Annotated in this window: 20 protein-coding genes and 1 tRNA gene; 10 read left to right on the forward strand and 11 right to left on the reverse strand. The window is 40.4% G+C overall.

The window, feature by feature from the left end:
* Nucleotides 1-153: 153 nt before the first annotated feature.
* The 3 genes from V7K55_RS18290 to V7K55_RS18300 form a co-directional block, all read right to left on the reverse strand.
* Nucleotides 154-1,149, reverse strand: coding sequence for a PRC-barrel domain-containing protein (locus V7K55_RS18290; RefSeq protein WP_334833790.1), 996 nt, complete (start codon nucleotides 1,147-1,149; stop codon nucleotides 154-156).
* Nucleotides 1,150-1,207: 58 nt separating this feature from the next.
* On the reverse strand, nucleotides 1,208-4,882 hold the full coding sequence (gene smc / locus V7K55_RS18295; RefSeq protein ID WP_334833793.1) for a chromosome segregation protein SMC: 3,675 nt from the start codon (nucleotides 4,880-4,882) through the stop codon (nucleotides 1,208-1,210).
* A 199-nt stretch (nucleotides 4,883-5,081) separates the two neighbouring features.
* A complete protein-coding gene (locus tag V7K55_RS18300; RefSeq protein WP_334833795.1) occupies nucleotides 5,082-5,336 on the reverse strand; it encodes a BRO-N domain-containing protein in 255 nt (84 codons plus the stop codon).
* 139 nt (nucleotides 5,337-5,475) lie between these two features.
* On the opposite strand from V7K55_RS18300, the gene V7K55_RS18305 reads away from it, so the two are divergent.
* Both V7K55_RS18305 and V7K55_RS18310 read left to right on the forward strand, forming a co-directional pair.
* Complete coding sequence (locus V7K55_RS18305) at nucleotides 5,476-5,823, forward strand: hypothetical protein (RefSeq protein WP_334833797.1); 348 nt, start codon at nucleotides 5,476-5,478, stop codon at nucleotides 5,821-5,823.
* A 132-nt stretch (nucleotides 5,824-5,955) separates the two neighbouring features.
* Complete coding sequence (locus V7K55_RS18310; protein ID WP_334833799.1) at nucleotides 5,956-6,348, forward strand: hypothetical protein; 393 nt, start codon at nucleotides 5,956-5,958, stop codon at nucleotides 6,346-6,348.
* A gap of 699 nt (nucleotides 6,349-7,047) precedes the next feature.
* Here the strand turns inward: V7K55_RS18310 and V7K55_RS18315 are convergent.
* A complete protein-coding gene (locus V7K55_RS18315) occupies nucleotides 7,048-8,475 on the reverse strand; it encodes a site-specific integrase (protein WP_334833801.1) in 1,428 nt (475 codons plus the stop codon).
* 674 nt (nucleotides 8,476-9,149) lie between these two features.
* On the opposite strand from V7K55_RS18315, the gene V7K55_RS18320 reads away from it, so the two are divergent.
* Nucleotides 9,150-9,974, forward strand: coding sequence for a carbonic anhydrase (locus V7K55_RS18320; protein WP_334833803.1), 825 nt, complete (start codon nucleotides 9,150-9,152; stop codon nucleotides 9,972-9,974).
* Nucleotides 9,975-10,079: 105 nt separating this feature from the next.
* Here V7K55_RS18320 and V7K55_RS18325 read toward each other — a convergent pair whose 3' ends face one another.
* Nucleotides 10,080-10,538 carry a BON domain-containing protein gene (locus V7K55_RS18325; protein ID WP_334833804.1) on the reverse strand — a complete coding sequence of 153 codons (459 nt, stop codon included), beginning with the start codon at nucleotides 10,536-10,538 and terminating at the stop codon, nucleotides 10,080-10,082.
* A gap of 461 nt (nucleotides 10,539-10,999) precedes the next feature.
* Here V7K55_RS18325 and V7K55_RS18330 point away from each other — a divergent pair, with 461 nt between their 5' ends.
* On the forward strand, nucleotides 11,000-11,920 hold the full coding sequence (locus V7K55_RS18330) for a ribonuclease D (RefSeq protein ID WP_334833806.1): 921 nt from the start codon (nucleotides 11,000-11,002) through the stop codon (nucleotides 11,918-11,920).
* Nucleotides 11,921-12,286: 366 nt separating this feature from the next.
* Entirely contained in the window at nucleotides 12,287-13,147 is an 861-nt protein-coding gene (locus V7K55_RS18335) for a tetratricopeptide repeat protein (RefSeq protein WP_334833809.1), read from the forward strand.
* 20 nt (nucleotides 13,148-13,167) lie between these two features.
* Here V7K55_RS18335 and V7K55_RS18340 read toward each other — a convergent pair whose 3' ends face one another.
* The 6 genes from V7K55_RS18340 to V7K55_RS18365 form a co-directional block, all read right to left on the reverse strand.
* Nucleotides 13,168-14,736 carry a sodium:solute symporter family transporter gene (locus tag V7K55_RS18340; protein ID WP_334833811.1) on the reverse strand — a complete coding sequence of 523 codons (1,569 nt, stop codon included), beginning with the start codon at nucleotides 14,734-14,736 and terminating at the stop codon, nucleotides 13,168-13,170.
* A gap of 53 nt (nucleotides 14,737-14,789) precedes the next feature.
* Nucleotides 14,790-15,065, reverse strand: a complete 276-nt coding sequence (locus tag V7K55_RS18345) for a DUF485 domain-containing protein (RefSeq protein ID WP_334833813.1) — start codon at nucleotides 15,063-15,065, stop codon at nucleotides 14,790-14,792.
* Nucleotides 15,066-15,574: 509 nt separating this feature from the next.
* The gene (locus tag V7K55_RS18350) at nucleotides 15,575-16,966 is read right to left on the reverse strand and encodes a hypothetical protein (protein ID WP_334833815.1); all 1,392 of its coding nucleotides are present in this window, start codon (nucleotides 16,964-16,966) and stop codon (nucleotides 15,575-15,577) included.
* A gap of 242 nt (nucleotides 16,967-17,208) precedes the next feature.
* Complete coding sequence (locus V7K55_RS18355) at nucleotides 17,209-18,879, reverse strand: phosphatidylglycerol lysyltransferase domain-containing protein (protein WP_334833817.1); 1,671 nt, start codon at nucleotides 18,877-18,879, stop codon at nucleotides 17,209-17,211.
* A gap of 329 nt (nucleotides 18,880-19,208) precedes the next feature.
* Entirely contained in the window at nucleotides 19,209-20,111 is a 903-nt protein-coding gene (locus V7K55_RS18360; RefSeq protein WP_334833914.1) for an alpha/beta hydrolase, read from the reverse strand.
* A 145-nt stretch (nucleotides 20,112-20,256) separates the two neighbouring features.
* A complete protein-coding gene (locus V7K55_RS18365) occupies nucleotides 20,257-21,240 on the reverse strand; it encodes an alpha/beta hydrolase (RefSeq protein WP_334833819.1) in 984 nt (327 codons plus the stop codon).
* Nucleotides 21,241-21,377: 137 nt separating this feature from the next.
* Between V7K55_RS18365 and V7K55_RS18370 the strand changes: the two genes are divergently transcribed.
* From V7K55_RS18370 to V7K55_RS18390, 5 genes are all read left to right on the forward strand, one after another.
* Nucleotides 21,378-22,331 carry a lysylphosphatidylglycerol synthase domain-containing protein gene (locus V7K55_RS18370; protein ID WP_334833821.1) on the forward strand — a complete coding sequence of 318 codons (954 nt, stop codon included), beginning with the start codon at nucleotides 21,378-21,380 and terminating at the stop codon, nucleotides 22,329-22,331.
* A 268-nt stretch (nucleotides 22,332-22,599) separates the two neighbouring features.
* The gene (locus V7K55_RS18375) at nucleotides 22,600-22,989 is read left to right on the forward strand and encodes an agenet domain-containing protein (protein WP_334833823.1); all 390 of its coding nucleotides are present in this window, start codon (nucleotides 22,600-22,602) and stop codon (nucleotides 22,987-22,989) included.
* A gap of 542 nt (nucleotides 22,990-23,531) precedes the next feature.
* Nucleotides 23,532-23,605 (forward strand) — tRNA-Pro (locus V7K55_RS18380).
* A 273-nt stretch (nucleotides 23,606-23,878) separates the two neighbouring features.
* The gene (locus V7K55_RS18385; RefSeq protein ID WP_334833825.1) at nucleotides 23,879-24,190 is read left to right on the forward strand and encodes a transposase; all 312 of its coding nucleotides are present in this window, start codon (nucleotides 23,879-23,881) and stop codon (nucleotides 24,188-24,190) included.
* 175 nt (nucleotides 24,191-24,365) lie between these two features.
* Nucleotides 24,366-24,731 (forward strand): IS5/IS1182 family transposase, encoded by a 366-nt coding sequence (locus V7K55_RS18390; RefSeq protein WP_334833827.1) that lies wholly within the window; start codon nucleotides 24,366-24,368, stop codon nucleotides 24,729-24,731.
* Nucleotides 24,732-24,785 lie beyond the last annotated feature (54 nt).

Raw genomic sequence — 24,785 nt, forward strand, 5'->3', positions numbered from 1 at the left:
CGCTTACAGTGTCTTCGCTATAAGTACTTAAACAAAATTAATTACACACAATTTAGGCATGAAACCCTTATCCAGACTAAAAATTAGCCCTCTCCTTATTTATAAGGAAAGAGCTAAACTAATCTTCAAATTTAATTACGAATTACGAATTACTTAATATCCGCCTTCTTCTTCGTATTCTGGCTGCCTTTCCTTAACTTTCTTAGGAATATTCACAGGCTTCGGCTCATCTTCCCAAGCATCGCCGTCTACGTCGTCATAATCATCGTATTCATCAACATAAGGCTTGCTGTAAGGCTTGGCTTCATACTTTAGCGGCTGCGGTTGTTGATATCTGTCGCTAGCTGTTGCTTCACTCCAGTTATCTTCTTCCTCGTCTTCTTCGTATTGAATAGACTCATACTGTCGCGCCTTCATTACCTGACGCTGTGGCCTTTCTTCTTCCACATAGTCTTCTGTCCATTCCTCTTCCCGCGCTACGGGTTCGGGGGCGCGAACTCTTTGTTTTGGTGGCTGCAATGGCACTCCACTAGGTAGTTGATTGGGTGCTGCAATTGTCCGGGGTGGAGTATAGCCGTATTCTTCTTCTGCATCCCTTTCCCACGGCGCTTTGCCAATACCCAAACGCTCTAGTAAACCAGTTGTCAACTGGTTCACCCGTTCTTCGGCTCCTTCAAATACAATCAACCGATTGGGGCCAGTACTGACGATTTCATCAACTGAGAACTCGTAAGTACTCAAAAATTGGTCGGGAATTTGGGGGATTCCTAAAGAAGCAATGACTATAGAGTTAAGTTTCCCGGTTTCGCCGTTGAATTTGAAGCCCCGGACTTTGCCTAAGACTTCACCTGTTTCTGTAATTACTTCCCAGCTAATCAGATTGCTGAGAGATTCAACTTCAATATCTTCAATTACATCTTCGTTATCAACTAAGATGACATCACCAATCTGGCTGATGTTGTTGAGGTACATGTAGCGCGGTATGCCCGAAATGGAGATCAGGCTGTCTCGCAAACCAACAGCCACAACCTCTCGTTGATCTATATCAACCCAGACTTGACTGATGATGCCTAGCCGCTTGCCGTTGTCGCGGGTAATCACCTGAGTGTTTAATATATCGGAACGTCTAATTATCTGTTCGGAGGTCATTCTATACCGAGTCCTGATCTCGAATCCGGTTTGTCTATACACTATTATTAACAAAAACTCAAGCAGATGTATTGGATGATTGTAATTTAATCCCCAAAACTTGAGTGTAAGCTCCCCGTGCTTGAGTAACGCCAATTGTGCGTTCGGCTGATTCTATCATCGGACGACGCAAACTCACAACTATAAATTGCGCTTGTTGTGATTGTTGCTTAATCATTCTAGCTAATCGTTCTACGTTTGCTCCATCTAAGAACATATCCACTTCATCAAAGGCGTAAAAGGGCGATGGGCGGTAGCGTTGGAGAGCAAAGATAAAGCTCAAGGCTGTAAGTGATTTTTCTCCCCCAGACATGGAAGCTAGGCGCTGTACGGGTTTGCCTTTGGGGTGTGCGACTAAATTTAGTCCACTGCTAAAGGGATCTTCGGGATTTTCGAGTTGCAAATAGCCGTCGCCGTCTGAAAGAATGGCAAAAATTGATTGAAAGTTTTCGTTGACGGCATCGAACGCTTCTTTAAAGGCAAGTTGCCGCAATGTGGTAAAGTTTTCAATCCGCAAAAGTAATTCGGTACGTTCCCCTTGTAATGTCTCTAATTTTTGCGTCAGTTCTTGGAGACGGTTTTGAGTGCGTTCGTATTCTTCCAACGCCAGCATATTCACAGGTTCCATCGCCTGCAAACGTTTGGTAAGCGATCGCAATTCTTTCTGCAATTCTTCCAAATCTACTTTATCTGGAACCTCTGGTAAAGGATTTGGTAATTCTGCTCCCATATCCCGCAACTGGTTTTGCAGTGCAATTAGTTCCTCCCGCCGCTTCTCTTGGGTTTCTTTGAGTTTTTCGATTTCCCATTGCAATTGTTGTTGGCGCAAAAGGTGCGATCGCACTTCCAATTCTGTTGCGTCGCGTTTGTGTTTCTCTTCTCCCAAATTTTGCTCCATTTGACTCAACGATAAACGGGTTTGGGTGATTTGCTCGTCTATCGTTGTGATTTGGCTCAAGACGCGATTCATCGCGTCTCTACAAGAGGTTTTTTGGGTTTCGTATTCTGCGATGCGTGTCTCTGCTTCTTGAATTTTTTCTTGCGATCGCACTTGCTGATTTTCCAAATTTTTTAATCTTTGTTCAGCTTCGCGTAATGTTGTCTCGCGTTGTTGTAATTGTTGCTCTTGAATTTTAATTGTCGCCTGAATTTGTTGCCATTCGCTGGGGGTTTGGGATGCTTCCAACTCTGCTAAATCGTGTCGCAATTGTTGCAGATTAGTTTCTTGTCCTGGTAATTCCCGATCTAAAATTTCTAATCGGGATTGAGCAGTGGCTAACTTTTCGCTATTTTGGGCGAGTTGCGATCGCGTCCCCTCTAATTGCGCTGTTAAATTTTTAATATCTTTCTGCAACTGTTCCAATTGCAACTGCTGTTCGCGTCGCGCCTGACGCGCTTCTGCGAGTTCTTGGGTGAGTTTTTTGCTTCTGGCTGATAAAGTTGCGATCGCTTCAGTACAACGCTCTAAAACTCGCTCAATATCCACCAAACGATTTCTTAAGGCGATCGCTTCATCAGATTCCGCCGCTTCTGCATTGTTAAACCGCAAGGCTGAACGATTGCTGTTACTACCACCAGTCATTGCACCACTAGTTTCTAGCAATTCCCCGTCTAAGGTGACGATGCGATATAAACCTAAGTTTTTCCGCGCCGCTTCAAGGCTGGCAAATACTACTGTGTTACCGAAAACATAACTAAATACATCTTTGTAACGGCGATCGCAATCGACTAAGTTCACAGCATAATTAACGAAGCCACTAGCGAAACGCAACGTTGCATCTTGAGTAAATTTAGAAGCGTGAATTTTATTCAGTGGTAAAAAAGTCGCTCTCCCGGCACGTTTCTGTTTGAGCAATTCAATCCCGGCGGCGGCGACACCATCATCTTCCACCACAATATGTCCCAATCGTCCACCGGCAGCCATTTCTAAAGCTAGCTGATGGCGGGGTTCCACTTTTCCTAACTGCACAACTAAGCCACAAAGTCCAGGCATTCCCGATTGTAAAATAACTTTACTCGCTTGGGTTCCTTGGACTTCCTGCTGTGCTTGCGTTTGCGCCTCGATTTTATCCAACTGGCGTTGTTTTTCGCGTTGTTCAAAAAGTAACCGCTTTTGAGTTTCCTGTTGGATTTGTAGTTCTTGTTCTGTGGCTGAGAGATTTTGGGCTAAATTTTGGATGGGTTCGCTAGAGGCGTTAAATTCCGTTTCAATTTGACTACAGTCGGTTTGTTTTTGGGCTAATAGCGGTTCGTCACGTTCAATTAACTGGGTTTGCTCGGAAATTAATTGCTGTAACTGATTATTCCGTTCTGTAAGTTGTGCTTTTTCTGTGCGTTGGGGTTCGAGAGTTTGCAGCAGAGTTTCAATTTGACGGTTGAATGCCGTTTGTTGCTGCACCCACGCTTCCGAAGCCGAGGCGATTTCGGCGGCGGCTTCGCGGGATGTTTCTAAGGCTTGGTGGGCTTCGTTTCTTTGTTGTTGTGAAGACGCGATGAATTGCGTCTCTACAATTTGTGTTTTGGCAATTTCTTCTAGGGAAAGACGGTGTTTTTGAATCTCTTGCTGAGTTTGAGTCAGACGTTTAGCAGTTTCTTGGGAAGCTGTTTCTAATTCCGTTAGTTGACGCTGGAGTTGTTTACGTTCGGCTTCTTGGGTGGCGAGGGTAGATTGTACCGCTAAAAGTTCATCTTCACCCAATGCTTTAACATGGGCATTGAGTTGTTCGAGTTCAGCAGTTTTTTGGACGATTTCGGAATTTAGATTTGTGAGTTGGGTTGAGAGTTCACCAGAATTGCGATCGCCTGTTTGAATTTCATGAACTAACTTTTCTTGTTGTGCTTGTAGCGATCGCCATGATAATACAGCTTCCCAGGATTGTTTCGCCAGAAATTCGGTGCGGAGTTTTTGATATCTCTCAGCTTTCGCCCGATCTTGAGAAAGGCGATCGCGTTGTGCAGTTAATTCTGTTTCAATAATCCGACAGCTATCTTCCTTTTCTTTAACCTCATCTAAAGTTGACTTGGCTTGAATAATCTTGCGATCGAACGCCGCCACGCCCGCTAATTCATCAATAATTTCCCGACGTTCCCGCGTATTCATCGAGATAATGCTAGTGACATCCCCTTGCAGTACTACGTTGTAGCCTTCAGGATAAACCCGCAGGTTACTTAGTTGCTGATGCAACTCTGTCAACGTGCAAGCTTCACCATTGATATAGTAATTCGAGGTGTAACTTCCTTGGTGAGTGACTCGCAGCCTTCTAGTAACACTCCACTCTGCCGATTTTGGACTTCGGCTCCTTTCGGCTTCGCTCAGTCGAACGATTTCGGATTTTGGTTCTTCCTCCGCTTCCTCCGCTTCCCCTGCCTCCCCTGCCTCTTCTACTTCCTCCCTTTGCGCCTTTGTGTCTTTGTGTGAGATTTCATCTGACAAATCAAACGTTACAGTGACGCTAGCTTCAATAGAAGCCCGTCCTTTGGACGTTTGGGTGTTATTTACCAAATCTGGCAAGCGTTCGGCTCGCATTCCCTTAGAACTGGAGAGTCCGAGACAAAATAGCAGTGCATCTAAAATATTAGATTTACCTGAACCATTTGGCCCAGATATGACAGTACACCCCGGCAGCAAAGGGACAGAGGTAGTACCGCCGAAGGATTTGAAGTTGGTAAGTTCCACGCGCTTGATATGAACCATGCAGCTAATGACGTAATAGCAATACTTTCAGGCTTTACTCCCTTGAAATGCTCATAGGATGCTCAATTACCCTACTTTCAGCACTTGAACATAAATAAATAGTATAAATCCATACTCAGCAATCATGCTCAACTAATGCTCAAGCTTCTAGGGAAGAATTTAACTTTATCTTATATATGAAAGTTGTTGGACTAAAGCTTCAAGAACTCTTGCGACTGGTGAGAACGAGAGAGTATAAGCCAGATTCGTTGACGCAGTTCACAGCCTTGCCTCTGCCGATACCCTCAATTGAAATGAGGGTAATCTCGTCAGGGTCAAGCCTCTTAAGCGTTTCACTGGGGTTTATAAAATCCAGTATCTTGCAAATATCGACCGCTACCCACCAAGGACTATCAGTAGTACCAACAAAACGTATTTCTTGTGACTCAAAATTGAAAACAGATAAGTTAGACATTGTGATTATCCTATATATATATAGTGTGTTGTCAGCAGTTTAGCGACGTACTGAGGTCGTGTAATGAAATATTGCAGTGTGATGTGATTTGAGTACTTGCCGGGAATCCTATGCACTGTTTAGCACAGGAGAAAACAGTATGGGTGCAATGCCTGACTTAACGCTTAACCAAATAAGTGCAAAATGCACAAATAAAGAAGTAGCCAAATATATTGCTTCTATGCCACCTCTTCCAGAGGGTATTAGTGTTTGTAAGTTTTTAGCAATCTTGTTATATTCTGCTAGGAAAGCACAGTTTAAACTTAACAAGGAACTTGTGAAAGAAGGTGATGATAGGCAATTAGAAACTTACAACTTGGCAGAGAGAAGACATAAATTGATTGATAGGGATAAAAATATTCTTTATCAAGTTATTGTCTATAAGCTAGAAGTTGCAGTGAGTGAAGATAGAGAACATATACTACCTGTCTTCACTGAAAGTATTTAGCATTATTCCTTGTAATTACTAGGCGTTTTCAGTCGGCGCTTTTTTATTGAGCAGCGTCACCGAATGAGGTTGCAACTCAGACGATGACGACTTCTGCCCACGTACCATCAATACGAAAGGATATCAACTATTATGACCGCTAATCAAATCACAGTCCATCCATCAACCGTATCAATTCCTACGCCTCTTTACAAGTTGGGTCAACGAGTTAAATGGCAGGTAAAGGAAAACGATAAACCTGCCTCAAATGAATCGTTTTTCGGAATAGTTACCGAACAGGCTTACCGCATCGATTGTGAGTCTAGTAACTGGCAATATACTATGGCGATAACGGTTGCAAAGGTGGACAGTAATGATGCACATTGGTACGCCGGAGAGTACTGTTTTGACTTAGATGAACATCATCTCACTGCTTGCGAGAACTATGAGTACTACCGCAAGGGAGGCATAGATGAACGTATTCATAGAGCGCTAAAGGATGCACATAAAGAAAAAGATAAACGCAGGGCATTCACCGCCGCTTAATAGAATATCCCCTTGGCGATTGCTGTCACCAAGGGGATACAAATTTGATTAATACTCGTGCCTAGCATATCCCTGCTGGGCTTTTTTAGTAGCTTGGTAAGGGCAAGGCAACAGAAAGAAATATTCAGACAGGTTAACCAGTCAGAAAAACATTATCTTCTAGAGTGACTTTAAAGCGTGCCTCGTAATCCGCCTTGAACTCACCTAATTTTAGAATCTTGCGGTTGTTTAAAGGGAAGTTGTCTTCCTATGCCTTCCTGTTTATCGTAGGTGTCACTGAGTACAGTTAACCCTAGTTTCAATCGAGGGTATGTGTACTGTAAGACCTTTTACGGCTTCCCCTGTAAAGCATCACCAAAGTACTTTCCACCTCAACAGGGAAAACTTCTTAATCTAAGGATTAAAAGCTTGCTAGTCCTGCTTTTAAGGGAATTGCCTTAAAAGCGTTGACGACGGTCTAAGTTCAACTTAGGTCGTTACGCACCCACCTAATAGAAGCGGGTGTACCCTTCTGGAAAAGTGACAAAAATAATGACATAAATTATGTCACTTAAAATGACAGCGAAAGTGACACTTTAAAATACAAGGGTATACCCTTGTATAACAAAAAAAGCCTAGCGATAAAATGCTAGGCATAAAGTATTGGAGTATTGGTACAAAAACTATGAGTAGGGTAGGGTCTAATACGTCTTGATTTCGTTACGATTTCAAGTTATCCCTATCCTGTAGCAGTTTTTCAATCATCTCTTGTTGTTGTCTCAACTGTTCCTTAAGTAGGTCTAATTCTGACTGTTGCTGTACTTGTTGATTGCTGGCAACTGACTCCCCGTAACCTGGGACAACCCTGGTATCAGTTTGTCTATAGCATTGCTTGCTTACCCTTTCGCTGTGTTCGCACCAATCATTAACAATGTGTTGGGCAATCCCTACATCATTAATTTGATGGTTAATGAACGTGTGTCGTGTATTGTATGGAGGCAAATATTTAGACAATTTACCTTGTCTTATTAATTCAGTAATAATACCTTTCTGTGATTTTTCTCTACCCAACCATGTGGTTTGAAAAACATGGGATGAGATTTTTTTACCTGATTTACTTTTAAAAACTGTATCATTCGGTTCACCTTGTGGAATTGATTTTAAAAGATTCCACAAGCCACCATCTTTAGGCATTGGGAATATCCTAGCGCTCTCATTCTTTGTCGGCTTGTGAATACCTAATCGATAATCATAGCTTCTATCAAATACAATACATTCGTTTTCCCACTTCACATCTACCCACCACAAGCCGGCTGCTTCACCTGGTCTACATCCAGTTAAAAACTTGAATTTTAAATAAGAATACCAACAACTAATTCTAGGAGAATTAGCTACATATTGTAAGATTAATTCAACCTCATCCCAGGTATATGCTTTTGTTCTATCCAACGCATCTGAATCATTATTAACGTCATCTAGTTGATTAATTACCTTGGGCTTTCGCTTAACTTGTATATCTTCTGACATACCTTCGTATGGGTCAAATGAAACTAGCTTTTGCTTCATTGCTAGTCGATAAGCTTTGGATAATTGCGATAAAACCTCTTTTACCGTTTTAGAATTCCTATTCTTAAGCAGCCAATTGTGGATGTCTATCGAGTTGTTTTCCCCTACTGAATCCACGGCTTGCTTAATTGCCCTATAATAAATGCCCCTAAATTCTTGGTGATATGTTGTTATCGCCAAATCATGTTTCCTATACTCACAGTACATATCCCAGATTTCAAGGATAGATAACTCAGGTTTGGGTGGTAACTGACCGCCTGACGTTCCAGCACTCTCTACCAACTTTAGGTTTGGTCTGAGTTTTTGGTCAACAAGAATTTCGCGGTACTTGTTTTCGTTGAATGTCCCGTCTGGATTTGTGAGCTTCCAGTCTTCCATCTCGATTTGTAATCTCTGCCGTAATTTCTCTGCTTTAGCTTCCCATCCAGTCATGTCAGAGATGCCTGTTGCTCTCTTCACTTGATTTTTTTCTCCAGGGAAGGGTTCTCGGGGAAAGCAAGCTTTGATTACTTTTGAATCGAGACGGATTGCAATCTGTCCCTTTTTAGCCTTCCCAGTTGGTGTTTTACTGCTGTTTACCATAATGCTCAGTTAATGCTCAAAATAGGTTATTCAGTTTTTATATAACTGATATATAAGCATTATAGTAGTTTACGCGCTTGATATAAACCATAGGCGCTGGTTAGCTGGGCTAATGAAGAACAACTGTATCAACTAATTAAAAATTCGCAAGAGGGTAAGGGGAGAATTAGAAATTATAGTATACGCGTTGCAGTGAGTCTGCAAGCTTCACTCAAAAGGCTTACCACAGGCGATCGCTAAGTTTACAGCGAAGATTTTGATGCCGCAAACTGAACATCAAATTTTCCCAGAGCAGATAATATCATGTCCGACTAATTACTTCTAATTCAAAAATTTGAAATAGGATCGAGGCATTCTCACACAGTAATGTGAGTTGCTAAGTAACAGGGGTGAGAAAGTGAAAAAAGCAACTCACCCCAATGGTAGAGGGTATTAAAAGCACTAAATGAATTTATAATATAGTGGCGTGACAAGCTTAAAATAAGGCATTAGCGACAAAGCAAAAAATATTGATTTATCTCAATTTTCTCTAAAATCTATTGCAACATTTTAGCCTTGCCGCGCCAATAGTAATCTTTACAATTGGAAAAACGTAGAAAGAAAGCCCCTCTTTACTACCTCAATCTGATGTATGTGATTTGTTTCTGAACCCCAAAAATTTCTAGAACTTAGTAATGAAGAGATTAATTAAAGGTCTGCGAGAATTTAAATCTAGCTATTTTTCGACACATCAACAATTGTTTGAGCAACTTTCACATGGTCAAAAGCCCAGGGTATTGTTTATTACCTGTTCTGATTCGCGTCTCGATCCAAATCTAATTACACAAGCCCAAGTCGGTGAATTATTTGTCATTCGCAATGCAGGTAACATTATTCCACCGTATGGGGCAAGTAATGGTGGTGAAGGTGCAACAGTTGAATATGCTGTTCAAGCTTTAGATATTCGCCAAATTATTATTTGTGGTCACTCTCATTGCGGTGCAATGAAAGGACTAATGAAGTTACACAATCTCAGCGACGAAATGCCGCTTGTACATGATTGGCTTAAATATGCAGAGGCGACTCGAAGGTTAGTTATAGACCACTACAGTGACTATGACGGAGAAGAACTGCTAGAGATTATGATTGCTGAAAATGTTCTTACTCAAATTGAGAATTTGCGGACATATCCAGTGATTCACTCTAAGCTTTATCAGGGGGAACTGAGCATTTATGCTTGGATTTATCACATTGAAACAGGAGAAGTTTTTGCATACGATCCCCAGAAGCACGCTTATGTTTTACCTCAAACTCAGCTTCCAGAATCAGAAATAGATGAGTCGTTCAGAGGTCAGTATACAAATACAAATGTAGCATTGCATTCCCCTCAAAACCAGCAAAATGATGTTCAACCTTATGAAAAAGTGTCTGTTTCTCCATTTGAGTGGTTTCCAATGAAACGCCTTTCTCCAGAGCAGATGGAGCGAATTTATCGAGGTTCAAATAATAATGGAAGTTGAAAAATGAGAGTTTTGATTTAAGCAAGTAAAAAACAGAGGTTTACATCTGTGTAAATCTCTGTTTGGCTTTTATGCCGATACTAACTGAAAGCTTCAGTTATTCTTTTATGGCTTTTTTGCAGCTTCAACTTTTGCTTCTACCTTCACCGTCTTTACACCTTGAACTTCCTTAGCCAAAGTTTCAGCTTTCTTAAGTTCTTCAGCAGAAGTCGCTGTGCCTTTGAGGATAATTTCACCCTCTTTGTTTTCAACTTGCAACTTATTGCCTGGTAAGCCTTTATTCAACTTTGCGCTAACTTCAGTTTTTAAGTCACCTTTAACTTTTGTTGCGGCTGTTTTTTCCGAACCGATTTTAACTTTAGTATCTGTGCTAGCTGCTAAAGGAGTCGCTGCTGTTGCTGGAACTTTAGTAGTTTCATTTGTTGCAGAAGCTGGTTTTGCTGGTACTTGAGCAGCCTCATTAGTAGTACTAGGAGTTTCTGAACCAGTTTTAGGAGCCTCTTGGCAGCCAAAAGTACCAACTACCAAAATGCTACTAACTAGTAATAGAATTAGCTTTTTCATTATCTATCTCCGAATTGATTACTGGAAGCAATTAATTTGTGTGTCATGGTGAGGAGCAGATGTTAAAAAGCAATTAAATGTGAAGTAGCAAAAGTGTCCAAGTAATTACTCAGGTTACTGTAAACTGAAACTTGGACGATTTCTTAAGGCTAAGATTTTGCAGCCATTTTTGAGAAGCGCCAATTCAATTTTATTGACGGTTGCTAACTAATATGGTTCCGTATACGGTCTATAGCTTTCTATGAATTTAATGTAGATGCGCTCTTTGAATGATAAGCTATGCCGCCTTACAGTAGTGACTCGATGTTATCAGATTTCAGTCAGTTTGGCGATGTTGAAACCTATTCAACTCAAAACTCCAGTATTTTTGCAATCCTATGACACCAAAATTACCAACAGAATGTTACTTTAGAAAACTATGGCTTACTTAAAATACCCTAAATATCAGGAAATATTAGCCAATGCCCTACCTTACTTCCGCCCGCGAAATTAGTGCCATTGTTGCTAAATATACCAAAGCTAAAACGTTGTGGATAGATACAGAAGTAGCTGACTATAAAAGTCGTAATCCCCGATTATCACTGATTCAGGTGTTAGATAATCCTCAAGATATGAGTGGCGATCGCGTCTACCTTTTAGATGTGTTAGATCAGCCTAATATTGTAGCTGAATTTATTGAAAAGATTATGATAAATTCTGCCATTGAAAAAGTTTTTCACAACGCTAGTTACGATCTAAAACTTCTCGGTAATAAGAAAGCTAAAAATATTACTTGCACTTTGGAAATGGCAAAAAAAATTCCCTACTATCTTTTGCCATTACCTAATTACCAACTCAAAACCATAGCTACGGCACTTTGTAGCTTTAACAATATTGATAAACAAGAACAAACAAGCGATTGGGCAAAACGCCCCCTAACTGAAGAACAGATAGAGTATGCTTACCTAGACTGTATTTATCTTGCTCAAATCCACTTAAATTTGTTAGGTTTACAAGCCCAAGCCAGCCACGAACCCGCAACGGAAGATTTAATATCACTAAGTACTAGATACTCACAAATTGAGCAACAATACAAGTTGTTGAATTCAGAATTTGAGCATTTGCAAGAACGTATGAAAAAAGCCATGCAAGCTCAGAATATATCTGAAACTTCTTATCATAAGCTGACAAGTTACGATCGCACTACAATCAAAGCTAGTTTTACAGAATTATTCAGGCTAGTACAAACCCAAGATATTGATTTAGATTTTCCTGTCACACTAACTCAGAAACTCCAAAAAGATTTAGGGACAAATCTGGAACAACTGTCTGTAGATATTGAAAAAACTACTTCTTGGCGGCTAACTTCTAAAACTCAAGAGAGTGAAACAGAAGATGGGTAAATTGTCTATAAGGCTACAAATGTCAGAATTTATGGAGTGATTATTTAAAACAAATCTTAATATTTCAAATATATTTTTTCAAAAAGTATCCTAAAAAACATGAGTAACAGTAGTTTTCTGTTCAGAAATCTATTGTCAAAAAGTAGAGAGATGACAATAACCAAAAGTAGGATTGACAATTTTTATACTTTATAATTCAGATTTTTCATTTAATATAACTATGAAAGAAATATATTGAATATCAGGCAAATTTGTTAATTTACTTTAAACGTCTATCAAAAGTTAGAATGACAATTGAGTTAAAGAATTAAAATCTAGATTTTTGTACTAAGTGTGTTCAGGTGTTATGGCAGTTTATATTAAATTATGAGACGGCGTTTATTTAGTCAAAAGCGAACAAGGGTAAATCAAATATTTACCATAGCTATTTTTACTACATTGACAGCAATTAGCAGTGTTTCTTGTAGCAAGAATGACAATGTTTTGGTGACAGAAATAGGAGTTAGTACACCTAACCGTCGTTCAGCTACAGCTTCCAGAGGTGGAGAATTCTATCTTCAGGGAAAGAATCAGCATTTAAACGGCGATTTACAAGCTGCGATCGCATCTTATGGTAAAGCAATTAGTCAAAACTCTCAATATGGCGCTGCCTACAACGGACGGGGATTAGCCTATTTTGATTTGGGAGACAAAGAAAAAGCGATCGCAGATTACAATCAAGCCCTCCGCATCAATCCTAACGACGCTGAAGCTTACAATAACCTGGGAAATGCCCGCGCTTCACTAGAAGGTAACAGAGAAGCAGTAAAAGATTACAGTGAAGCGATTCGCCTTAATCCCAACTACGCCGAAGCCTACAACAACCGGGGAAATGCCCGCGCCGCCAATGGAGACAAAAAAGGGGCAATAGACGATCTCGATCAAGCGATTCTCCTCAACCCCAAATATGCGATCGCTTATAATAACCGAGGAAATGCTCGTGCTGCCAATGGAGATCCAAAGGGTGCGATCGCAGATTACAATCAAGCCATTCGCCTCAACCCTAACTTTGCCCCTGCCTACAATAACCGAGGAAACGCCCGCGCCACCAATGGAGACAAACAAGGCGCACTCAAGGATTTACAACAAGCAGCAAGCATCTTTCAAAGTCAAGGTAGCAACGACTTATATGAACAAGTGATGAAAAACATCAAAGAGCTTGGACAGAGTAGGCAAGCAGGGCAGTAGGGCAATGACAAATGATAAAATCACATCTCAGAACCAATGTGGATGCGATCCTCAACTTCGGCAAATTTTTCCTGTGCTTGCTGTTCAGTAGTCAATAATGAAACGACAATCGCCACAATAAACGCTAAGGGAATAGTAACTAATCCCGGATTTTTCAGTGGGAAAGGTGCAGAAGCGTGCTTGAGAATTGTCACCTGAATAGTAGGTGATAAATAAATCAGCAGTAACGAGGAGAAAGTACCGACTAACATACTCGCAACCGCCCCGCTAGTGGTGAAGCGTCGCCAAAGCATTGATAGCAGCAACGCTGGGAAGTTGGCACTAGCTGCGATCGCAAATGCTAAACCTACCATATAAGCGACGTTTTGTCCTTTAAACAAAATACCCAGAAATATCGCCACTAACCCCAAAACCATTGTCGCGCCACGAGCTACCTTCAGTTGTTCTGACTCGTCGGCATGACCAGAACGCACCACGTTCACCCACAAATCATGAGAAAGTGCAGCCGCTCCTGAAAGTGTCAAACCCGCCACAACTGCCAAAATTGTCGCAAAGGAAACAGCAGAAATAAAGCCTAAGAAAGCATCACCACCAAGGAATTCTGCCAACATCGGTGCAGCCATGTTACCACCAGTCCCAATTTGCTTGATAGCATCTTGCCCTACTAGCGCCATTGCTCCAAAGCCCAGGATGAAGGTAAGGAGATAAAAAACGCCAATAATAGCTGTAGCATAAGTAACAGAGAGGCGTGCTGCTTTAGCGTCTGGTACTGTGTAGAAACGCATCAAGATGTGGGGTAATCCAGCAGTACCGAACATCAACGACATCCCCAACGAGATAGCATCAAATGGGTCAGAAACCTGTTTACCTGGAGCTAATACACCCGGATACTTGTCTGCGGCTGCGGCAAAAAGAGCGAGTGGGTTAAAACCAAATCGTGCCAGTACCAAGATAGCTAGCAAGATAGTTCCGCCGAGCAACAGAACTGCTTTAATAATTTGTACCCAAGTGGTGGCAATCATCCCACCAAAAATCACATAGGCCATCATCACACAACCGACGATGACCACGGCTAGTTCATAATCAAAGCCAAATAACAGTTTAATTAGCTCCCCAGCCCCTACCATTTGGGCAATTAAGTAAAAGCTAATTACTGCCAGCGTTCCAATGGCAGATGCGATGCGGACTGGTTTTTGTTGTAAACGATAAGCCACTACATCGGCAAAGGTGTATTTGCCTAAGTTACGTAATGGTTCCGCAATCAAAAACATCACAATCGGCCAGCCCACCAGGAAACCAATAGAATAAATTAAGCCGTCAAAGCCGTTGAGTGCCACCAGCCCAGTGATACCTAAAAAGCTAGCTGCACTCATAAAGTCTCCTGCTAGGGCTAGCCCATTTTGGAAACCACTGATATTACCGCCAGCTGTATAGAAGTGGGCAGTATTTTTGGTCAGCTTTGCCGCCCAAAAGGTAATACCTAGAGAACTGACAACAAACAGAAGAAAGAAGGCGATCGCTAACGGGTTAAAGTGACCAAGACTGGTAATATCCGCCGCTAGTGGCAGATCCAACCACACACTATTCATGCTTTTTTGGTTTAGTATTTTGGATTTTGGACTAGAAATTGCTAATAGCTAATTTACTTGCGTGTCAGTCTGGCGATTTGGTCGTCGTAACTGCTATTTGCCCAACGCACATAGATAAAAATTAATACCCATGCTGAGATAATTACCAGCGCCCCTAGTAAAATTCCCAGGCTGAGGCCAGGAACTACCAATGACCCCAACAGGGGCTTATTGAATGCGATTAGCAAGATAAAGCCAAAGTAAATAAACATCATGGCTCCACTGAGAATCAGGGATACCCGCCAACGTTCAGCTGCGAGAGCCTGGAGAGCCTTTGTGCGATCGTTCATGTCTTCCTTTAGGTTGAGAAGATTAGGTCAGATTGTCTCATTGAAGTTGATTTATGCACAATTTTCTTAAAGATTATTAGTAAATCTATTGCTATTTCAGGTAATAAAATTAACCTTGCAAAGTGATGTAACAAAATAACAAGACAATAGCGGCTCTGTTTTGAGGCAGAGACACATAAAACTATAGATGCAGTTAGACACAAATAAAGCCGATCTATCTGTAATTTATGATTTTCTATTATGTAGTTTATTATACTGATTAATTTTCTACATAGCTAAGTATATAATCTTTGCGTACTAAAAAATACAATATATACGTAGTTTCCACCAGGTTTTAAAATCCTTCAAGTGTTATGAAATATTTTTTTAAGCTATCAAATCAACTGAGATTAATAAAAGTAGTAAACTTTGATTTCTAAAATATACCAGAAATCACAGTAGCAGATTAAGTAAATATTCTAATAACACGAAACAACCCCGACTTTTTAGTACATCGGGGTTCTTGTTGTTTATGAAAGATTTAGGATAGGCACATTTTTACTGTAATATTCAGTTTTGGCATAGATGCTGATGATACTATCACCAACTGCAAAAAAACTGCCCTCTTGCTCATTTTTAGAAAATTGCAAATTTGGGTATTTAGCAGCAACTTCTTCAGCAGTCATAGGTTTTACTTCTATTTGATCTGGCAATAGTCCAGTACAACCAATGTAAAATACCAAAGGAGAAATTTTATCTTGGTAGATATTTTCTATATATTTCTCTAGCTTGTTATTTGCTGCCGTCAAAGCTGCGATCATTTCCTCTTTGCTGATTTGTTTACCAGTTTGTTTATCCTGAAATAACTGCGCCAAACTATCAGCACCAACTTTCTTAAGAATACCTACAACTATGCCATTTTGCTCAAGCCCAAGAAAATCATCAAAGATTGGTTTCATCAACTCGTCAACTTTCGTAATCTTGGTACGTGATGAAAGTAACCTATGTCTAACAGCGAGATTTTCATTAAATGCCATCTCAAAACTTGGCTTAATGATAATTTCTCCAGTTTCCTTGTCATAAAGACGATACATTTTATTCAGAAACTTGTTGGCAGAATGTAACTTACTTAGGTTTAGAATATCTTGACTGCCAACATCAATCTTATAGCTTAATCTTGAGTCAAGAGTACCATTAAACAGAGCTTCATCAATGTCTATATATTCATTGGTTGTCGGAAAGTTGATGTAAGTATTCTTGGATAAATAGTGCTTTTGAAGCTCATCTAACTGTGGTGCTATAAATACATCTGACTCCTTTTTCAAGTTAGCAGAAATAATACTAGTAAGTACTTTAATTTCTGCCAGTTGATTGAATAGTCCATCAATACTACTGTAACGACTATCAGAAGCTACAAGCGGTAAGTTATCTAGATGGATAGAATATTCAGTATGGAAGTCAAATTTTTCTGCATCTAAAACACCTTTTTCTTTGAGCAAATCAAAAGCTTTTTTACTACTAATTTTTACTTGCAAGGATTTTATGTTGATTTTGCCATCACTTACAATTGTGTAGTTATTAAAACTATTGAGGTTATTTACCAGTAAACCTGCTACTTCAAGAGTGGGGGTTTGATCTTCAGATTTGGCAAGTCTGACTTTCCGTTTGATAAGCATATTGATAGTAGCAGTATTGCGGTTAAACTGAAACTCGCCCATGCCAACATATTCAGCATTATCTATATATTCAGTTTGCAACCAAGGTTGTAAAAGTTCCCCATTTTCGTTTCTCACACCTTTAACCCGTTTGATGCCTGTCCTTTGATAATGTTCTTGCAGATGCTTGATGTTGACGATAATATTGTTACGATATTCTGCAAAAATTTTGATGAGTTCTAGCAGACAAATTTGATTATTTGTCATATTGTCACCTTCCATCTAAAGGTAAATAAAATCATGCCAAATATATGCTAAACAAGGGGAAAAATCTCCTTGTTGAAGGTAGGTAAACTTTGGGCATTGTCTGCCAAACTTAGCGTTGCACACCTGTATAGTACAATTATACTATATAGAATTCAGTTGTGTAGGCATAGTCCATCGTAGATATCGCTCTGCAATGAGGTGTTATGCTGCGATCGCGGATTTCTGCCATACTGCTGACTTATTTACGCACCAGGTTTGAAATAATCAAAAAGGCGATCGCCTGAATCTGCGCGAATCAATGCTACAACTACATCTGGTAAGGCGGTTATACTGGGATAAACTAAATAACGTGGTTCCCAATGGGGACGGAACTTCTCTCTGTAGGCGTGCAGTCCCTTGAAATTGTAGAAGCGATTCAAGTGCCCGTAAAGATAGTGCAATCCTCTCTCTAAGCGGCGTGATTCTGGGTTGTCTCCAACTCCTGCAAGGGCAGAAAGACCGAAATTAAAGCTGTCGTAGCCACCCTCTTTAAAATGTTGAAGCAGGGAAATAAATAGAAAGTCCATTGTGCCATTTTCGATGGAAGCGCGATGTCGCATCATGTCAATAGTGGCTTCGTTGAGTTGATACTCCCGGAGAATGTTGGCAAAGGCGCTGATGTTACCTTCAGGATTATGCACCACAGCAATTTCGCACTCTCGCAGGTAAGCTTCGTCAAACCAACCCAAAGAAAAGTGTTTTTCCGAACCCTGTACCATCTTCAGCCATTCATCACTTACAGATTTGAGCTGGTGCAATAAATCATTGGCGATGGGTGGTTGGTAAAACTCGATTTGGTATCCTAGCTTAGTTAGACGACTGATGGATGGTCTAAAGTTTTTCCCGGCTTTACCTTGTAATGTAAAACTTTTCAGGTCAACGATCGCTTCTTCTCCAATCTTGAGTACCTTAAACCCCAATGATCTATAAAGCTCAACATCATCGGGCAAAGTTTGGTAAAACCCTGGATACCAGTCGTTGCGTTGGCAAAACTGCCAGAAAGCAACAATTGTCTCTTTGCGGTCTTCAATGGGGCCTATGGGATCTCCTAATGCGATCGCACCCCTACCTTTAGGAACATAGGCAATTACACTATTACCCGAAGGACTGAAATAATAACTTTTATCATTTAAAAGTGTGATCGCTGCTAAAGAAGAACGTCCATATTGTTCGACAATTTCTTTTGCTCTTTTTCGCTCATTTGGCGTTGCTAAATTACGCCAAAACACAGGTTGCAACAGCATTACCATTGCGTATGTAATAGTAACTCCGGCAATAATATAAATAGAATTAGCAAAAAATTCTCCAAATTTGCTCTTTGGTTGCAGTCCCCAATTATCCTCAATGAAGAACATTGCTAAAGTCTGAAGTACAGCTTCACGCCAATTAAAATTTTCTGAAAATTTGCCGTCTAGCAAGTAAAATCCAATAGTTCCGTATGCCAGAGTAAATAGTAAGGCACCGATAAGCACTCGAACTCCCCGTGCAATGGAAGGACGGTCTGATTGCGCCGTGAAAAAATGGCGCATCAAGATTAACTGCACCAATAGAACTCCAGAGAGGAGACTTTCTTCATAGTCCAGTCCCTTAAGCAAGTGGCTAAAAATGGAAATTACTAGTAAACTAATAGTCAGTAACCATGCTATTCGTTTTCGGCGTAATAAGTTAGTAGCAAGTGTGAGTAAAACAAACCCAGTCAACGCTGCAAATATATGACCACTAGCACGAATATCAAACGGAAAAAATTCTTTCAGCCAGTGATTTCGCCCATATAGGTTAGGTGTCACTGCTGACAACAAATTTACTACTCCGACTAAACCTGTAAGGAAAGCTGCACTCCAAAGTCCAATCTGAGTTTTTAAATTATTGGTCATTAGTCTAAAAGTATTAATTAGAAGTTAGGAAGTTAGGAAGTTAGGAAGTTAGGAAGTTTTTGCTCTACGACTCTCTTTAGAGACTAAAAATAATAAAGAAACCAATTTTACAGGCTGTATTACCTATACCGATTAAGTTTTAATGTTTTGAATTTTCTCCATAACACGTTAATTTTAATGCCTTGTACCAATTCTTTGTGAAACTGCACAAAATTAGTCTTGGTAAGACTTGGGGCTTAGGCAGCTGGTTCTATGCAACCTCACAGCTAATTAGTATTAGCACAAGGGAAGCGGTAGAACCTGATTTTTAAAATTCTAACTCCTAATTCTTAACTCTTAACTTTTTTAAATTGTTCTCCTACATACGAGAGCGAATCTTTAAGATGCTTGTGGAAGTAGTTCCAGCCTATATCTGCACCTGACAAACCATGACCGCCTGGAAAGGCATAAAATACGTGAGCAATGCCTAATTTGTTTAAGGTTTCGTTGAAAGCTTTGGTAGAAGCCAGCAAATTAGTATCGTTCAGACCTGCATCCAGGTAAACACGTAATTGCTTTCTATCTTCAGGTGGTAGCTGTTGCACGATTTGTTGGGGACTATTTTGTGAACCGCTATTATCGGTAAAATAACCGCTATGGCTAAACAGAATATGAAAGTTGTTAAGATAGCGTAACCCGATATTTAGTGCCCCCCATCCCCCAGAAGACAGACCTCCCAACGCCCAAAACTGGGGTTGTTCTAAAGTGCGGTAGCGCGACTTGACAACCTGCACTAATTCTGAGCCAATCAAAGTCCCCATTTTGCCATTCGGCCCATCAAAGTAATCGGGATCGTATAAGGGACTGGAACCGCGATTATCATTACCATCAGGTGTAATCACAAGTGATGGCGGTAATTTTCCAGTTTTATAAAGTTCATGTAGTACGTCTAAGACTGCATACTTATCAGCATAAGCACGGGCATCATCATGACCACCGTGGAGCAAAAATATTACAGGGTAGCGCTTTTGCAGATTTTTATTATAGCCAGGGGGCAAAATCACGCCGTAGTTGCGGACTGCACCCATCGCTTGGGAGTTGAAGGTTGCTAATTGAAACTTCAGCCCAGTATCTGCCTCTTCTTTGGGTGGGTCTAGTTGTGGCGCACCCAAGATAAATACATAATAATAACCAGCAGAAGTTAGGAGTGCGATCGCTCCTACCAAACTAATTAAAAGTTTAGAAATCTTCATATTTATTTGGCGTTCCCAAAAATCACCTCCCGAAGAACTCACTATAGTTAATCTGATGAGAAATGGCAGCAGAGTTTTCCATATTGATGATTGATATTTAAATCTCAACGGTTTTGCAAAATAGAATTATTTCAATTGTTAATTGCTAATTGTTTTGAATATTTTTACGCTCATTAATACCTAAATTAGTAGCCTTATGTGCATGTGCTATTTCAGCAGATTTAAATTGTTTGCCCACAAATGTCAAAGAATCAGCTAAATGTTCTCGCCAGTATTGCCAAGTATGACTGCCAGGAAACTGACGAAACGAATTAGAAACTTTTAGGTTATTTAATACTTTAGAAAAGTTTTTGGCCGCATCGATTTCTTCAATATCTGATGTTCCAGAATCTAGGTAGATTCGCAACCTTTTCTTAGCTGGTGTGGGAATGCTTTTAATATAAGTTATTGGGCTATTTATCGGCCCGCTTTTATCATGAAAATAACCACTATGACTAAATAAAATTGAGAAATGATTCACGTTGTGTAATCCCACATTCATTGCACCCCAACCACCAGAAGATAAACCACCTATTGCCCAAAAATCTGGATTAGTTAGTGTCCGATAACGGCTTTGCACAACTTTTACTAACTCATCGCCCACGGCTGTGGAGACTTTACCGTTAGGGCCATCAATATATTGAGGATCCCAATAGGGACTAGAGCCACGTTTGTCGTTGCCATCTGGTGTGATAATGATGCTGGGTGGCAACTTACCTGTAGTATAAAGTTGTTCCACAGTCTTAAGAGCTTGTCCCTTGCCTTGAATAAACCAATCAGTGGGATTACCATGTCCACCGTGGAGGAGAAAAATTACAGGATATCTTTGTTTTGGATTTTGCTCATAGCCAGGGGGTAAAGAAACGCCGTAAGTGCGACTTGCACCCATTAATTTACTATTGTAGGTTGCAATTTTGTAGGTTAAGTGAGTAGCTAAGTCGCCAGTACTAGACTGGGTTGGAATCACGGAAGGCGTTGTTTGTACATCCGGCTGTTGAGGTGGTTTTGCTACAACAGTTGGAGATAAATTACAGCCAACTAGGGTTAATACTGAAACTAGCAAGAGAATTTTTGATTGTTTGTAGTTCATTTTTGAAGGGCATTGGACAGTCTATGCTGGCAACCATCAAGTTTACGCAAGTAATTTGTCAATGTTGTGTCAACAGGATGTAAACTTTGCGACTTGTTGTAAGTTAAAAGTCAAGAGTTAAAATAAGTTTCTTTACGATGCTTAAAAAGCTGCAAATCAATTTCAGCACACTGTTCGGCTTGTCGTTGCTGGTGCTTTCTTTGTGGGCGATCGCTAACGAACTGCACGAGTATAATTATCGTGACATCCTCAACTCTCTAGCTGCTATCCCCAAAAGCCGCTTAAGCTGGGCAATTTGGCTGACAATCTTGGGCTATCTAGTGATGATTGGGTACGATATTTTGGGTTTTAGTTACATTAATCGTTCCCTAAGTTGGAACAAGATTGCTTTAACCAGCTTTATTAGCTCTGCATTTAGTAATACCATCGGTTTTGCTTTGCTGACTGGTAGCGCTATCCGTTATCGATTTTACTCCAGTTGGGGAGTGTCAGGAGTTGCGATCGCTCAAGTAATTGCTTTTGCCAATTTTACTTTTTGGCTGGGGATGTTTGCCGTTGCTGGTTGCTTATTTCTCATCAATCCCCTGAAAATTCCTACTCAACTACATTTACCTTTTGTCACTGTGCGTCCCATCGGCGTAATTTTTCTGCTATTGGTCGCTGCTTATTTGGTAGGAAGTATTTTTATTAAACAACCGTTAATAATTCGGGGACAAGAATTTCGATTTCCTGATTTTAAGATATCCCTTATCCAGATAGCAATTTCTAGTCTTGATTGGATTTTAGCAGCAGCAGTTCTTTATGCTGTGCTTCCCAGCAATATATCTCTGTCCTATCTGGACTTTTTGGGTATTTACTTACTAGCGATGTTTGCAGGAGTTATTAGTAATGTCCCCGGTGGTTTGGGAGTATTTGAAACTATAATTTTGCTGATTCTCTTATCCAAAGTTTCGGCTGCGGCAATTTTGGGATCAATCCTAGCTTATCGGGGAGTCTATTATTTCTTGCCTTTGCTAGTAGCATCGGGTTTGCTAGGACTTTATGAAATTATATTTAGAACCCGTAATTTAAAAAATATCAATAAACTGTAAAATTCCGCTTCAGTATGAACACTAACAATTAAATACCCGACTTATCGGATAAGTCGGGTATCTTAGGCTTTCAAATAATTCAAATTTATAAACGCTGTTAATTTCAAATGCGATATCTTCACAACTAGCGGCAAAAGTTCATAATTTTTGCTGAGGCGATCGCCAATTTAATTCCATAACAATAGTAACAGTTAGTTGGAAATTTTGAATTAGATTTTCATTAATCATTATCAAAATTCCGTTTTCCAGTTTGAGGATAGGAATAATCATGAAAAACAAAGTATTGTTTGGTGCTATTTTTATAGCAACTTGGGTAGGAACACTGATTCCTGGTGCTTTAGCTGCCTCACCCTGTTCTGTGGGACAAAAGGCTGAGGTTCTTTGGAAGCAAGCATGGTATCCAGCAACGGTACTTAAGGTTAATGATGATAAGTGCTATATTACATACGATGGTTATGATAGTTCCTGGAATGAATGGGTTGGCACTGCACGCTTCCGGGCATCATTTCAAGCTGGAGATTCAGTGAGAATTTTGTGGAAGGGGAAATGGTATCAAGGGCAGGTTTTAGAAGTTAGTAACAATCTTTATAAAATTACTTATGATGGCTACGATAGCTCTTGGGATGAGTGGGTTGAGCCTTCTAGAGTAAGCAGATAAAGAATATTTCTGTCGGTTAACAACTTAAATGTCATCTTAACAAGTTAATATCGCTGGAATATTCAAGGCTATAATCCTCACTGCACCAATGATTATAGCCATTCGCCCTGTATTATGGGGGTTCATTTAGGTTTTGATGCACCAAGTTCTTTGGTTGTCGCTTTCGCTATGCTTTATGCTTACCAAAAAAGTATACCTGGAAATATAAACTTCATTGTGAGTGGGGAACTTTTGGTATTCCAGAAAATTTGTTTACTGATGGTGGAAAGGATTTTCGCTCGGAGCATTTAAAACAAATTGGGTTTCAAATTGGGTTTGAATGCTATTTGCGCTTTAGCGAAGCGGCTTTGAAGGAACCTCGCCTCAGTGAAGGTGGCATTGAAGAACGCAGTTTCGGCACTACAAAACGCCTTGCCATTTCTACCTCCTTATTTAGAAGCAGATCAGCATGTTATTTGTATTTAGTGGGATAGGCTAATAGATGTAATTCTGTCATTTGGCACAGATTATGATATTCTGAGTTTACAATACCATTTTTATGGCGGGATGTGGCGCAGCTTGGTAGCGCACTTCGTTCGGGACGAAGGGGCCGCTGGTTCGAATCCAGTCATCCCGATTTGTTGTTGTAGATTGCCATCAAAACCTATTATCAATAGGAAGCAATAAGAACTGATAAACGACGTGTTTCTTACTCCCTTTAAAGTCAATATATGTGCTGTGGGACTATGGATGCGGTGAAGTGCGTAGGCGCAGCCAGTCGTAGACATCGCCATTTTCCTAGATTAGGCATTAAACAGATAATTTTACCAAATCGCTCTTACTATAGAACCCATTTGACATCTTTTACTGTCTTGAAGTAAAGTGACCGCAAAAGTCGTATCCAGCAGTTATGCCATACTCTAGCAGCCTGACAGACGAAGAATGGATAACCCTCGAACCTTTACTGCCTCAAATATTGCCGACTAAGAAGCAGACGAGACGACCTAACTGCACAAAGCGAGAAATTTTGGATGGGATCTTCTATCAACTCAAGAATGGCTGCAATTGGGAAGACTTGCCCAAGGACTTGCCCCCCTACTCGACGGTATATTGGCATTACAAGCAGTGGCGCTCTGTTGGAGCGCTTGACAAACTGATGAGCATCTTACACGCTCAAGTACGCGAACAGGTGAAAAAAAAGCCAAATGGACAACGTTGCTAATCATCGACTCTCAAGCGGTAAAAAACACCTGTAATGCCAGCGCTGCATCGAAGGGATATTGTTTCTACAAATCGACGAATGGCATTAAAAGGCATCTAGCCGTTGATACCCTGGGGTTCCCTTCTTTACTCACTGCACTAAAGCGAATGTATCTGATGATACGGGTTTGATTGAGATGTTGACTAAAAACATCGATTATTTCAAGTCAAAACCCGTTAATATTCCCAAGATCACCATCCTGCTAGATCACGGTTATCACCCTGAGCATCTGAAGGAGGAGTTAGAAAAGGTTTATCCCCAAATCATGACGAAAATCAGGTTTGAACTTTCGGCAAAACCATCGAAACTAGAATTGAAAGACCAAGGTAAATCTGGGTTTGTTCCCGTTGCTGCCAGATGGGTTATTGAGCGGTCAAATGCTTGGATGGAAAGATGCAAAATCCTCGTCAAGAACTTCGAGAGAACTTTAGCTAATGCGACTGCCAAGGTTAATCTTTGTTTTATTCGGTTGATGGTTAATAGGCTTGCTGCACCTTCTTAGATGTCAAATGGGTTCTATAGTAATAATATCTGATTTTTGAATAAAACTTACGAT

The organism is Nostoc sp. (assembly GCF_036919895.1).
Taxonomy (GTDB): domain Bacteria; phylum Cyanobacteriota; class Cyanobacteriia; order Cyanobacteriales; family Nostocaceae; genus Nostoc.